This window comes from Janthinobacterium goodfellowi (assembly GCF_051380695.1).
Classification (GTDB): Bacteria; Pseudomonadota; Gammaproteobacteria; order Burkholderiales; family Burkholderiaceae_D; genus Janthinobacterium.
In genome coordinates this window covers 536,855-549,652 of sequence record NZ_JBNYXN010000002.1, presented here as the reverse complement: position 1 = coordinate 549,652, position 12,798 = coordinate 536,855, and the positions used below count along the sequence as shown (strand labels likewise).

12 protein-coding genes are annotated in these 12,798 nt (G+C 64.2%); 7 read left to right on the top strand and 5 right to left on the bottom strand.

Going from position 1 to position 12,798, the window contains the following annotated elements; all coding sequences use genetic code 11:
• The first annotated feature begins 11 nt into the window (after window positions 1-11).
• A complete protein-coding gene (locus ACQ4WQ_RS10425) occupies window positions 12-1,511 on the top strand; it encodes an MFS transporter (RefSeq protein ID WP_436496763.1) in 1,500 nt (499 codons plus the stop codon).
• Window positions 1,512-1,624: 113 nt separating this feature from the next.
• On the opposite strand, the gene ACQ4WQ_RS10420 is transcribed toward ACQ4WQ_RS10425, so the two are convergent.
• The 3 genes from ACQ4WQ_RS10420 to ACQ4WQ_RS10410 form a co-directional block, all read right to left on the bottom strand.
• The gene (locus tag ACQ4WQ_RS10420; RefSeq protein WP_326456162.1) at window positions 1,625-2,161 is read right to left on the bottom strand and encodes a hypothetical protein; all 537 of its coding nucleotides are present in this window, start codon (window positions 2,159-2,161) and stop codon (window positions 1,625-1,627) included.
• 94 nt (window positions 2,162-2,255) lie between these two features.
• Window positions 2,256-3,836 carry a methyl-accepting chemotaxis protein gene (locus ACQ4WQ_RS10415; protein ID WP_326456161.1) on the bottom strand — a complete coding sequence of 527 codons (1,581 nt, stop codon included), beginning with the start codon at window positions 3,834-3,836 and terminating at the stop codon, window positions 2,256-2,258.
• A 254-nt stretch (window positions 3,837-4,090) separates the two neighbouring features.
• The gene (locus ACQ4WQ_RS10410) at window positions 4,091-4,540 is read right to left on the bottom strand and encodes a hotdog fold thioesterase (RefSeq protein ID WP_326456160.1); all 450 of its coding nucleotides are present in this window, start codon (window positions 4,538-4,540) and stop codon (window positions 4,091-4,093) included.
• 142 nt (window positions 4,541-4,682) lie between these two features.
• Here ACQ4WQ_RS10410 and lpxO point away from each other — a divergent pair, with 142 nt between their 5' ends.
• The 5 genes from lpxO to fdx all read left to right on the top strand — a co-directional run bounded on the left by lpxO (window position 4,683) and on the right by fdx (window position 9,553).
• Window positions 4,683-5,582 carry a lipid A hydroxylase LpxO gene (lpxO, locus tag ACQ4WQ_RS10405; protein ID WP_034787360.1) on the top strand — a complete coding sequence of 300 codons (900 nt, stop codon included), beginning with the start codon at window positions 4,683-4,685 and terminating at the stop codon, window positions 5,580-5,582.
• A gap of 133 nt (window positions 5,583-5,715) precedes the next feature.
• Window positions 5,716-6,171: a MarR family winged helix-turn-helix transcriptional regulator gene (locus ACQ4WQ_RS10400; protein ID WP_436496761.1), complete on the top strand. Its 456-nt coding sequence runs from the start codon at window positions 5,716-5,718 to the stop codon at window positions 6,169-6,171.
• Between the two features lie 168 nt (window positions 6,172-6,339).
• Window positions 6,340-8,688 carry a glucose/quinate/shikimate family membrane-bound PQQ-dependent dehydrogenase gene (locus ACQ4WQ_RS10395; RefSeq protein WP_436496760.1) on the top strand — a complete coding sequence of 783 codons (2,349 nt, stop codon included), beginning with the start codon at window positions 6,340-6,342 and terminating at the stop codon, window positions 8,686-8,688.
• 84 nt (window positions 8,689-8,772) lie between these two features.
• Complete coding sequence (locus ACQ4WQ_RS10390) at window positions 8,773-9,159, top strand: DUF6331 family protein (RefSeq protein ID WP_436496758.1); 387 nt, start codon at window positions 8,773-8,775, stop codon at window positions 9,157-9,159.
• A 61-nt stretch (window positions 9,160-9,220) separates the two neighbouring features.
• Complete coding sequence (gene fdx / locus ACQ4WQ_RS10385) at window positions 9,221-9,553, top strand: ISC system 2Fe-2S type ferredoxin (protein WP_436496756.1); 333 nt, start codon at window positions 9,221-9,223, stop codon at window positions 9,551-9,553.
• 32 nt (window positions 9,554-9,585) lie between these two features.
• Here the strand turns inward: fdx and ACQ4WQ_RS10380 are convergent, their stop codons facing one another.
• Window positions 9,586-11,631, bottom strand: a complete 2,046-nt coding sequence (locus ACQ4WQ_RS10380) for a M13 family metallopeptidase (protein WP_436496754.1) — start codon at window positions 11,629-11,631, stop codon at window positions 9,586-9,588.
• A 239-nt stretch (window positions 11,632-11,870) separates the two neighbouring features.
• On the opposite strand from ACQ4WQ_RS10380, the gene ACQ4WQ_RS10375 reads away from it, so the two are divergent.
• Complete coding sequence (locus tag ACQ4WQ_RS10375) at window positions 11,871-12,107, top strand: DUF7661 family protein (protein ID WP_436496752.1); 237 nt, start codon at window positions 11,871-11,873, stop codon at window positions 12,105-12,107.
• A gap of 1 nt (window position 12,108) precedes the next feature.
• On the opposite strand, the gene ACQ4WQ_RS10370 is transcribed toward ACQ4WQ_RS10375, so the two are convergent.
• Window positions 12,109-12,678 carry a DUF1439 domain-containing protein gene (locus ACQ4WQ_RS10370; RefSeq protein WP_436496750.1) on the bottom strand — a complete coding sequence of 190 codons (570 nt, stop codon included), beginning with the start codon at window positions 12,676-12,678 and terminating at the stop codon, window positions 12,109-12,111.
• Window positions 12,679-12,798: the final 120 nt, after the last annotated feature.

Genomic DNA, 12,798 nt, shown 5'->3' with positions numbered 1-12,798 from the left:
ATCCGACACCGATGCCCTTTTCCTCTCGCCTTTCACTCCCGCTGCAAGTGCTGGCCGCCTGCCTGACGGGCTTGCTCATTCCCCTGTGCTTCACGGGCCCGGCCCTGGCCTTGCCCGCCCTCGGCGCCGAACTGCACGGCAGCGCCGCCGCCCTGAACTGGATCATCAATGCGTATATCCTCAGCTATGGCAGCGCCATGATGGTGGCCGGCAGCCTGACGGACGTGCTGGGACGGCGCCGCGTCTGGCTGGCGGGACTGGCGCTGTTTTGCGCGGCGACCCTGGCCATCGCCTGGGCGCCCTCGGCGGCGTGGATCGCCGCGCTGCGCTTCGTGCAGGGCCTCGGTGGCGCGGCCGCGTTCGCCGCCGCCATGTCGTCGCTGGCGCCCCTGTTCCACGGTGCGGCGCGCAGCCGCGTGATGAGCGTGCTGGGCACGACCTTCGGCCTGGGCCTGGCCTTCGGTCCGCTGGCGGCCGGCGCCATGCTGGCGCTGGCCCGCTGGCCCGCCATTTTTTATGCCACGGCCGCGCTGGGCGCCATCGGCATGCTGCTGGTCTGGGGCAGCGTGCCGGCCGATCCGCCGCGCGGCAAGGGCCGGCTGGACTGGCCGGGCGCCATCAGCTTCAGCGCCGCGCTGGGCTTGCTGACCCTGGGCATGCTGCTGGCGCCCGAACACGGCTGGCGCAGCGGCGCCGTGCTGCTGTCTGTTGCCGCGTCCGTGCTGCTGTTTTTCTCCTTTGGCGCCATCGAGCGCAGGACGGCGCAGCCCCTGCTGGACCTGTCGCTGTTCCGCCAGCGCCGCTTCGTCGCCGTGCAAGTGCTGGCCGCCTCGCCCGCCTTCCTGTTCATCGTGCTCATCGTCATGCTGCCAGGGCGTTTCATCGGCATCGACGGCATGTCCGCGCTGGCGGCGGGCCGTTTGATGGTGGCCCTGGCCGCGCCGCTGCTGCTCGTGCCCGTGCTGGCCGCGCTGTTGTCGCGCTGGATCAAGACCGGCGTCCTGTGCGCGGCGGGGCTGCTGCTGGCCGCGGCGGGCCTGGCCTGGCTGGCGCAGGTGCTGGGCCATGGCGGCACTGCGGCGCTGGCCGGCCCCTTGCTGCTGATCGGCGCGGGGATCGGCTTGCCGTGGGGCTTGATGGATAGCATGGCCTTGAGCGTGGTGGGAACGGAGCGGGCAGGCATGGCCACGGGCATCTTCAATACCGTGCGCATCAGCGCCGATGGGGTGGCGCTGGCCTTGGCGGGCGCGGTGCTGGCCGGCCTGATCGGCGCGAACCTGGCGCGGCAGCTGCCCGCTGGCCTGCCCGTGCTGGCCGCAGCCAGCCGCGCCGCGCTTGGTGATATGCAACAGGCAACACAGCTGCTGGGGGGCCAGGAAGCGCTGCTGCGCGCCAGCTATGACGCCGCCTTCCGCCAGTTGCTGAACGGCTTGGCCGTGCTGGCCGTGGCGCTGGCCGCGCTGCTGCCGTATTTGCTCAGGAAGGAAGAAAAGCGCCTAACAAAACCGTAGCGAGCGGAAGGTAGCGGTGGTCGAGAAGCGCAACCGTACTAAGTACGGGGGCGCCGAGCCGGTGAGCATCGCAGGCCGCCTATACCGACGCGCACCAGGTTTTGGAAGGTGCTTTAGGCGTCGAGGCCGTAAAACACGGCAACGAGGATGGCGATGTTGTTGCAGGCGCGGGCAAAGGTTGTTGTCGCATAAGCCACGGCCACGCCGGGGGCGCGGTAGCGCAGGTAGACAAAGCTGAACATGGCGCCCGAGCCCAGCGCGACGATGGCGTGCAGCAAGCCGCCGCTGATGAAATGCACGATGGCCCACAGGATGGCGCCGATAAAAATGCTCAGCTGGCGGCTGGCGCCCAGGCGCTTGAGGATTTCCAGCGGCAGCAGTTGGCCGAGAAACGTTTCCAGGATGGGAGAGTAGATGACGACCCAGAACACCAGCAGCGGCAGCGACATTTCGCGCTTGAACTTGGACAAGCCCGTGTGCGCGCCCCAGTATGCGGGCGGCAGCAGCCATTTCGTGAGGAACAGGATGGCAAAGCACAGCATGCAGGTGAGCAAGCCCCAGCCGAGACCGGCAAGGGCCAGCTGCAGCACGGGCGGCGCCGGTTTGTCGTCGTCCGGGCTGGATAGATCGTGGCTGCTGCGCACTTGCATGAGTCGTCCTGGCGGTGATCCAGCGCTCATTGTAGCGCGGAATAGGACTATTGGCGCATGGCTGGCGGCGCGCCGCGCTGCCGCGCCATCGGCGTCAGGCCGCCAGGCGCAAAGGGCCGTTCGTCGGCGGGGCCAATTTAAAAATGCCCACTTCCTGCTCCAGTTGCGCCGCCTGCTGCTGCAATTCGTGCGCGGCGGCCGCCGCCTGCTCGACCAAGGCCGCGTTTTGCTGGGTCACACGGTCCATGTCGACGATGGCGCGGTTGACTTGCTCGATGCCGGCGCCCTGCTCCTGCGTGGCGTGGCTGATCTCGGCCATGATGCCCGTCACCCTGCCAATGCCGGCCACCACGTCATGCATGGTGGCACCGGCCTGTTCGACGAGCACCGTGCCCGTGCCCACCTTGCTGACGGAATCGTCGATCAGGGCCTTGATTTCGCGCGCGGCGGCGCTCGAGCGCTGCGCCAGGTTGCGCACCTCGGTGGCGACCACGGCGAAACCGCGTCCCTGCTCGCCCGCGCGCGCCGCTTCCACGGCCGCATTCAAGGCGAGGATATTCGTCTGGAAGGCGATGCTGTCGATCACGCCGATGATGTCGACGATCTTGTTCGACGAGGCATTGATCAGGCCCATGGTGTGCACCACTTCGGCCACGGCCTTGCCGCCCTGCTCCGACACCTTCGACGCTTCGCGCGCCAGGCGGTTCGCCTGCTGGGCGTTGTCCGCATTCTGGCGCACGGTGGAAATCAGTTCTTCCATCGATGAGGCCACCTCTTCCAGCGAACCGGCCTGCTGCTCCGTGCGCTGCGACAGGTCGCGGTTGCCCGAGGCGATCTCGGTCGAGGCCGTGGCGATGCTTTCCGTACCATGGCGCACCTTGCCGACGATGGCGGCCAGGTTGTCGCGCATGGTCTTGATGGCGAACAATAAACTGCTGTCGTCGCCATGGCGCGTGTGCACGTCGATGGCCAGTTCACCGAGCGCGATGCGCCCGGCGATCGAGGCCGCATACGCCGGTTCGCCGCCCAGCTGGCGCAGCAGGCCCCGCGTGATGACGGTGGCGACCGCAATACAAATGAGCACGCTGAGCGCGGCCAGCACGCCGATCCAGCGCAGCGACTGGCCATAGATGGCGCGCGCGGCCACGCTGGCCTGTTCCGATTCGCGCTGCACGTTTTTCAGGACGGCATCGATGTCGGCGACGATCTGGCGCCGCAGGGGGCTGCATTCCTCGACGAGGAAGGTGCCGTACTGCTCCATCTGCCCCGTGGCGCGGAACTGGCGCGGACGCTGCAATTCCTGCGCCATGGCTTTCAGGCCCGTGCTGACTTTCTCGAATTGCGCATCGCCGGCGAACTGCGGCGCCAGCTTCGCCAGCGCGTCCAGGTACAGCGCTTTCTGGGTATCGAGGATGGCCAACTCTTTTTCGGCGGCGGCCTGGTCATGGAAGATATACGCATTGCGGGCTGCCAGGCCCGTCTGGTCGAGCGCTTCGCGCGCCACGTACAGCGGTTCGAGTTTTTCCAGCTGTACTTTTTCTTGCGCGTCCATGGCGCCGGAAATGGCGCCGATGCGCAGCAGCGCGAAGGCGGCCAGCAGCAGCATAAGCAAGACCAGCAGCCCGAAGCCTGCGCTCAGGCGCGCGCCTATCGTCAAACGATTGAATGACATCATTGTTGTTATTGCCCTGTATATAAAGTTGATTGTTGCCGGCTCCGCTAGAGCCGGCGATCTGCTCGCCGTCGTGTTGCCTTTCCCGCATGGCGCAGGATGGGTCTCTAACTGGCGTTTTTTGGGCAGTCAGCTTCTAATTTCGGGCAATGTAGCTGCGCGGGGAAAAACCTCGCGCAATACAACAGCACACTGAATTATAAGCGAACAGCGTTATGGATGATTCCACGCGCTCGCTTTTAATGCCTTGATGCAAGTCAAGGGGTACCGTGTCGGCCCGCGCCAGGGGCGTCGATGACGGCCATGGTGATGCGCGAGATGCAGCACAGTTTGCCGTCATCATCCGTGATGCGGATTTCCCAGACCTGGCTGGTGCGGCCACGGTGGATGGGCGTGGCGCGCCCCGTCACGTGGCCGCCGCGCACGCCGCGCACGTGGTTGGCATTGATTTCCTGGCCCACGCTGACCTGCTTGCTGCTGTCCAGGCAGGCATTCGCGGCCATGCTGCCCAGGGTTTCGGCCAGCAGGACGGACGCGCCGCCATGCAGCAGCTTGAAAGGCTGCATGGTGCGGTGGTCGACGGGCATGGTCGCCTCGATCCAGTCTGGGCCGAAGGCCGAGAATGCGATGCCCAGGTGGCGCATGGCCGTGCCCTCGCTGGCGGCGTTGAGGGTGGCCAGGTCGAGCGGTGCGTGCCAGATTTCCATTGTTACCCCTTCAGTGATGAAATAAAGCCATTGTAGGACAGAGCGCCCAGGCGCGCCGCTTCATCTTTCCTTCACCGTGGCACGCGGTGGCGGGGGCATTAACTGGTTATAATTGCCCCATTCTTTCAAAACGAGGTTGTGTATGAAGTGGGCCTTGCTGGGCATTTTTGTGTTTTCTGTTTTACATATTCATTTTCGGGGCAAGGTGCGCCTGCCGTTTCGCCGCCAGATCTTCGATCACTCCTCGTTCATGGCGCCGCTGAACCTGTTCATGCACACCTTTTCCAAGGTGCCGGCCACGCCCTATCTGTCCGTCGATCAATTCCCGGAACTGGCGCCGCTGCAGCAGAACTGGCAGATCATCCGCGATGAAGCGCTGCGCATGCAGGAAATGAAAAAGATCAAGGCGGCCGAAAAGAACAATGACGTGGGCTTCAATTCCTTCTTCAAGTATGGCTGGAAGCGTTTCTACCTGAAATGGTATGACGCGAACCACCCGTCGGCGCAGCAGATGTGCCCGCAAACCTATGCGCTGCTGCAATCGATTCCCTCGATCAAGGCGGCCATGTTCGCGGAACTGCCGCAAGGTGGCAAGCTCAACCCGCACCGCGACCCGTTCGCCGGCTCGCTGCGCTACCACCTGGGCTTGCAGACGCCGAACGACGACCGCTGCTTCATTGACGTCGATGGCGAACGCCACAGCTGGCGCGACGGCCAGGCCGTGATGTTCGATGAAACATATATCCACTGGGCACGCAACGATGCCGACAGCGACCGCATCATCCTGTTCTGCGACATCGAACGCCCGATGCGCTACCGCTGGGCGCAAGGCTTGAACCGCTGGCTGGGCCGCACCCTGATGACGGCTGCCGCCTCGCCCAACGAACTGGGCGACCAGGTGGGCGGCGTGAGCAAGCTGTTCCAGATTTCCTGGACCATGGGCCAGTACCGCCGCCGCTTCAAGGCGTGGAACAAGACGGCATACCAGGTCACCCGCGTGGCGCTGGTGGTCGGCATCATCGCGCTGATCTATTTTATTTAAGCGCTTGCTTGCACCGCATTGGAAAACCGCCTTCGGGCGGTTTTTGCGTTTCTGGCTGCCTGGAAAAATACATAGCCTACTATATTCATCGGAATTATGATAGCATGCTATATTCTTTTCATCGGGGATGTTCATGATCGACTTCCAGAAAGAGCATTCCGCAGGCCACATGACCAGCCGGGCTGCGCGCCTGTTTGCCAAAATCATCGAGCGCAAGCTCAAGCTGATCGGCATGGCGCCGGGCCAGTTGCCCGTGTTTTATGAACTGGCGAATGGCGCGCAGCTGACGCAGAAAGCCCTCACCGTCGCCGCTGCCGTCGAGCAGCCGACCATGGCGGCCACCCTGGCGCGCATGGAACGTGACGGCCTGGTCAGCCGCCAACCCGACCCCAGCGATGGACGCAGCAGCCTGTTCGGCCTTACCCCGGCCGCATTACAGCAGTCGCCCCTGATCAAGAAAGCGATTCATGCCAGCAACCGCGACGCCCTCGCCGGTTTCAGCGCCGAGGAAGAACACGCCTTGCTGGACATGCTCAGCCGCATCATCGCCAATCTCGACAGCAAGTCCACCACGCCAAACTCGGGCTGAGCATCCCGCCAGCGGGCCTGCGCTCACCCCTCGCCCAACAGGGGAACCGAGTCTTGGTTATTCAGCATCAGCGGGCGGCGCCTGGCCGGCCGGTCAACAATAAAAGGAATCATCGTGAACCGTTCCAGTTCATCCACACCTGCAGCGCGGAGTCAGACAGCGTCGCCGTTGCGCTACCTTCCAGCCGCGCTGCTCATCCTGTCCGGCCTCTTCCTCGCCATCGGCGGAGCGTACCTCGTGTACCTGGGCGGCAGCTGGTTTTACCTGCCGATGGGCATCGCCACCTTCGCTTCCGGCGTACTCGTCTGGCGTAGCAAGCCGGCTGGCGCCCTGCTGTTCGGTGCCGCCTTCATCGTCGCCCTGATCTGGGCGCCCTTCGACGCGGGCTGGAACTTCTGGCCTCTCGTGTCGCGCCTGTTCGTCTTCGGCGTACTGGCATTCCTGGTCGCCCTCGCCTATCCGGGCCTGCGCCGCGCCGCCGGCGTGCCGGCCGGCAAAGGCGCCTTCGCGCTGGCGGGCCTGATCGCCGTCTGCCTGGCCATTACGGGCGTCAATTTCTTCCTGCCCAAGTCCGTCATCGAAGCCGATGTCGTGGCGGGCGTGACGCCCGTCGCCCCCGGCGCGCAGCAGAAGAACTGGCTGCACTGGGGCAACACCACGGCCGGCAACCGCTTCGCCGCCCTGGACCAGATCAACAAGGGCAACGTCAGCGAGCTGAAGCTGGCCTGGACGGTGCACACGGGCGACATCCCGCAAAGCAATGGTTCCGGTGCGGAAGACCAGAACACGCCGCTGCAAGTGGGCGACACCCTGTACGTCTGCACGGCCTACGGCAAGGTCGTGGCGCTGGATGCCGACACGGGCGCCGAGCGCTGGAAATACGATCCGAAAGGTTCCGCGCCAAACTGGCAGCGCTGCCGCGGCCTGGGCTACCATGAAGCGCCCGCCGCGCAGCCGCTGCCGGCCAACGCCTCCAGCGACGCCGCCCCGGCCGCCTGCCGCGCGCGCATCTTGCTGCCGACCATCGATGCGCGCCTGATCGCGCTCGACGCGGCCACGGGCGTGCCTTGCGCCGATTTCGGCGAGCATGGCATCGTGGACTTGAAGGTGGGCATGGGCGAGGTCAAGCCCGGCTACTACCAGCAAACGTCGACGCCGCTGATCGCGGGCGACCTGATCGTCGTCGGCGGCCGCGTGGCCGACAATTTCTCCACCGGCGAGCCACCGGGCGTGGTGCGCGCCTTCGACGTGCGCAGCGGCGAACTGGCATGGGCCTGGGATCCGGGCAACCCGGCCATCACGAAACTGCCGCCGCCAGGCCAGACCTACACGCGCGGCACGCCGAACGTCTGGTCGGCCATGTCGTATGACGCCCAGCTGGACACCATCTACCTGCCGACCGGCAATGCGACGCCCGACTTCTTCGGCGGCACGCGCACGGCGCTGGACGACAAGTACAGCTCGTCCATCGTCGCCGTCAACGCGAAAACGGGCCAGGTGCGCTGGACCTTCCAGACCACCCACCACGACCTTTGGGACTTCGACCTGCCGGCTCAGCCTCTGCTGTACGACATTCCTGACGGCAAAGGCGGCACCCTGCCCGCGCTGGCGCAAGTGACGAAACAGGGCGAAATCTTCCTCATCAACCGCGTCACGGGCCAGCCCATCGCCCCCGTGGAAGAGCGCCCTGTACCGCAAGGCAAGGTACCTGGCGAGCGCTATTCGCCCACGCAGCCGTTCTCCGTCGGCATGCCGTCGATCGGCAACGCCACCTTGCACGAGTCCGACATGTGGGGCGGCACCGTGTTCGACCAGCTGCTGTGCCGCATTGAATTCAAGGGCATGCGCCACGAAGGCGTCTACACGCCGCCAGGCCTCGACCGTTCGCTGCAGTTCCCGGGCTCGCTGGGCGGCATGAACTGGGGCAGCGTCTCCGTCGACCCGACCACCAACTACATGTTTGTCAACGACATGCGTTTGGGCCTGGCCAACTACATGATCCCGCGCGCCGCCATTCCGAAGGGTGCCAGCGGCATCGAGATGGGCGTCGTGCCGCAGGAAGGCACGCCGTTCGGCGCCATGCGCGAACGTTTCCTTTCAAAAGCGGGCATTCCCTGCCAGAAGCCGCCATTCGGCACCATGTCGGCCATCGACCTGAAAACGCGCAAGCTCGTGTGGCAGGTACCGGTCGGCACGGTGCAGGATACGGGCCCGATGGGCATCCGCATGAAGATGCCGATTCCCATCGGCATGCCGACCCTGGGCGCGTCGATGTCGACGCAATCGGGCCTGCTGTTCTTTGCCGGCACGCAGGATTTCTACCTGCGCGCCTTTGACAGCGCCACCGGCAAGGAAATCTGGAAACAGCGCCTGCCCGTGGGCAGCCAGTCCGGCCCGATGACATATGTCTCGCCGAAAACGGGCAAGCAATACATCGTCGTCAGCGCCGGCGGCGCGCGCCAGTCGCCGGACCGGGGCGACTACGTGCTCGCATATGCCCTGCCCGACAAGCAGTAAGCGGCAGCGCCATCGCCTGCAGAAAACCGCCTCCGGGCGGTTTTTTTTATAATGCGATACCACCGACCAGGAGAATGTTGAAAAATGACCGAACGCGACCGCCAGTACGATATCCAGATCGGCGACGACGCCTGGATCGAATTCATCGATCTTGACGGCCGCTATGACCAGGCCGTCGATATCGATGCCTTGCTGGGAGAGCTGTGGCAGCTGATCTGCCGGCTGGAAACGCATTGCGTGGCCGGCTGTTGCGGCATGGATGCCTACGATTTTACGCGCGAAGGCATAGCGATGGCGATGCTGGAACTCGATCGCGCGCAGCTGCATGCCGCCTGCGCGCAAGCCAAGGCCGCCGTGGCGGCGGTGGACAGCGATGTCTTGACGAGCGCCACGATGAATCACTTTGCGGATAAACGCGTGTTCTTGCAGTTGCTCGATCATCTCGACGCCTGCATCGTCGCAGGGGCTTGACCTTGCCAAGGCGGGAAGGTCCAAGGTGACGGTATTGCAAGATAACCGAGGAGAATCCCGCATGCCAAAAATCACCGTCCTGCCCCATCCCGAGCTGGCTCCCGACGGCGCCGTGTTCGACGCGCCCGAGCAAATGAGCATCTGCGACGCCTTGCTGCTCAACAAGATAGACATCGAACATGCCTGCGGCCAGGTGGGCGCCTGTTCCACCTGCCACGTGGTCGTGGTGCAGGGTTTCGACTCGCTCAACGCACTGGGCGACAATGAAGAGGATATGCTCGGCCAGGCCTGGGGCTTGCAGCCCCACTCGCGCCTGTCCTGCCAGGCACGCATCAGCCAGCAAGACCTGACGGTGGAACTGCCCCGGTACACGCTCAACCACGCCAAGGAATAGTCCCCGGCGCGGTGCGCGACTGCCCTACGGGTTTACCACATGATCACGCGCTGCTCGGGCGGCAGGTACATCGGGTCGCCCGGCTTGATGCCGAACGCTTCGTAGAAGCCGGGCTGGTTCTTGACCGTACCCTTGGCGCGGAATTCGCCCGGCGAATGGGGGTCGCTCTTGATCTGGGCGATCGCCGCTTCCGGACGCAGTTTCGCGCGCCATTTCTGCGCAAAGCCGATGTACAGGCGCTGTTCGCCCGTCAAGCCGTCGATGACGGGCGACGGCTTGCCGCCCAGCGAGCGCTGGTAGGCCTTGTAGGTGATCGACAGGCCGGAATTGTCGCCGATGTTTTCGCCCAGGGTCAGCTCGCCATTGATGTGGTAGCCCGGCACGGGGCTGTAGGCGCCGTACTGCTTGACGAGCCCGGCGGCCAGCGCCTTGAAAGCCGTGCGGTCTTCCGCCGTCCACCAGTTGCGCAGGCGGCCCTTGGCATCGTATTGGCTGCCCGAATCGTCGAAGGCATGGCTGATCTCATGGCCGAAGGTGATGCCCAGCAAGCCGTAATTGACGGCATCTTCCGCTTTCACATTGAAGAATGGCGGCTGCAAAATGGCGGCCGGGATCGTGATGGCGTTCAGCGCGGGGCTGTAGCTGGCGTTGACGGTTTGCGGCGTCATCGACCATTCGTCGCGGTCGACGGGCTTGCCCAGCTTGGCCAGGTTCTGCTGGCGGCTCCACACGCGCGAGGCGCGCACGTTGGCGATCAGGTCGTTCGGCTGCGTCTGCATGCTGCTGTAGTCGCGCCAGGTATCGGGATACGCGATCTTCGGCTTCAGGGCGGCCAGCTTGAGCTGGGCTTCCTTCTTGGTTTCCGGACCCATCCAGTCGAGCTGCTCGATGCCATCCTTGAATGAGGCGACGAAATTGTCGAACATGGCCATCACGCGGGGCTTCGTCTCCGGCGGCAGATACATTTCCACGTAGCGCTTGCCGACGGCGTCGCTGATGGCGTTATCCGTGAAGCGCAGCGCCAGTTGCCACTGCGGTTCGCTTTGCGGCACGCCGCGCAGCACCGTGCCGTCGAAGGCGAAACGCTCCTTGACGGTGGCGCTGTCCAGGTAGGAAGCATAGCTTTCGATGATGCGCCAGTTCAGGTAGCTCTTCCACGATGCCAGCGGCACGGCGGCCACGGCCTCGGAAAAACCGCTGAGGAAGCTGGGCTGGCGTACCACGGCCGAGGTTTCCTTTTTCGCCAGGCCGGCGGCGGCAAAGTAGGCTTTCCAGTCGAAGGCGGGCGCCAGTGCCGCGAACTTGTCGAAATCGACGCGGTTGTACGATTTGACGGGGTCGCGCATCTGCACGCGCGTCCACTGCACGGCCGCCAGCCGGGTTTCGATGTCGAGGATCTGCGCCGCGTGTTCGGCCGCGGCCTTGTCGCCGCTCATGGCCAGCATGGTCTCGATATGCTTGAGGTATTTGGCGCGCACGGCTTGCAGCTTGGCGTCGTCATCCTTCAGGTAGTAATCGCGGTCAGGCAAGCCCAGGCCGGACTGGCTGATGTTGACCGTGTAGCGCTCGGGGTCTTGTGCGTCGGGCGCCACATAGGCGGAAAACGGCGTCTGGATGCCATTGCCTTGCAAATAAGCAAACAGCGCCGGCAAATCCTTCTTGTCCTTGATGGCGGCGACGCGGGCCAGCTCGGCCTTCAGGGGCTTGAAGCCGGCCGCATCGCGCGCCTTGTCGTTCATAAAACTCGTGTACAGGTCGGCGATCTTGTGCGCCTCGCTGCCGGGCTTGCCCGGGTTCTTGACGGTGGCATCGATCAGGCCGCGCAGCTGGCCCTGCGCGATTTCACGCAATTCGATATACGTGCCCCAGACGGATTTGTCGGCCGGGATTTCCGTATTGCGGGTCCACACGCCGTTGACGTAGCCGTAGAAATCATCCCTGGGGCTGACAGCGGGGTCCAGGGTTTTCAGGTCGATGCCGGAGACGGGCGCGGCAGCATTGGTGGCTTGGGCGTACAGCGATGGCGAAGATAGGGCGAGCAAGGCGCAGCAGGCGGCGCTGATGAGTGAACGTTTCACGAAGATTCCTTTAATTGTTTTAACTTCATGTTGGGGAACATGCTGTGTCCAGGCATGGGAGGCAAGATTATAGTCGGCCTGCTTGCGGGGAAACAATGTCGGTTGAACAAGTCCGGTGAGACGATGGGTGCTGAAGCCCCCAAGCCCCCGCCGATCATCGGCAAATGTTACCATCTGGCAATAGCCATGCCCGCAGCGCGCCATATCGCCTTACCTGGCTCTTTGACTGGAGAAGTGTGATGCAGGAATTCAAGTTCAATATTTTCGGCACGCTGATTGCCGTCCGGGGGAACCAGGGCGCGTGGCGCGCATTCTATCTCGGCGCGGAAGGCAAGCGCCGCCCCGCCGATTTCATTATTCCGGACGATATTGGCGCCGATGCGCTATGCGAATACCTGGCGGACCTGTTCCATGAAGAGGCGACGCCGCGCAATAACACGGCCACGCCTGTCACTGTGCCCGCGTTCCGGCCCTAGCCTACTTCACCGGCTCGAACGTCACCGTCAAGCCATTGCCCGTGGTCCTGAGCTGCGTGGGCACGAATTGCACGCCCGCATAACGCAGTTCATCGGGTCTGAACGTATAGATCGGCGTTTCATGCATGAGCTGGTCGGCCACCAGGCTGGCCACCTTGGCGAACTGGCGCTGCTGCGACTCGTCCATGCCATCGATGCTCACCTTGTCCACGCTCGCTTCGCTCAGATAGACGGCATTGCGCTGGGGGTCGAGCACCAGGCGGCCCGACATGGCCAGGCTGCCGCGCCAGGTCTGGCGGATAAACGGCGGCATCACGCTGGCGTCCACGCTCAATGCGACCCGTTCGCGCTCGGGCTGCAAGGACAGCTGCGGATGCGTCAGCTTGACGTCCAGCACGGACAGCACGCGCTTGTCGATGGGAAAGCGGCGCTCCAGGCCTTGCTGCATCTTGCTGAGCGACACATTCACGTCGCGCGGGCCAATCAGGGTGGAACACGAGGCCAGCACGCTACAGGCAAAGGCGGCGATGGCGGCGGTTTTCAGCAAGGGATGCACGGCGGTCACATTCATGGATAGTCTCGGAGGAAAGATGGCGCCATCTTACACATGCGGCCGCTTTCACGCAAAAACCGGCGCCCACCTTGCAGCGGGCGCCGGTTTTTCTCATGTTGGCCTGCTTAGCGGACGAAC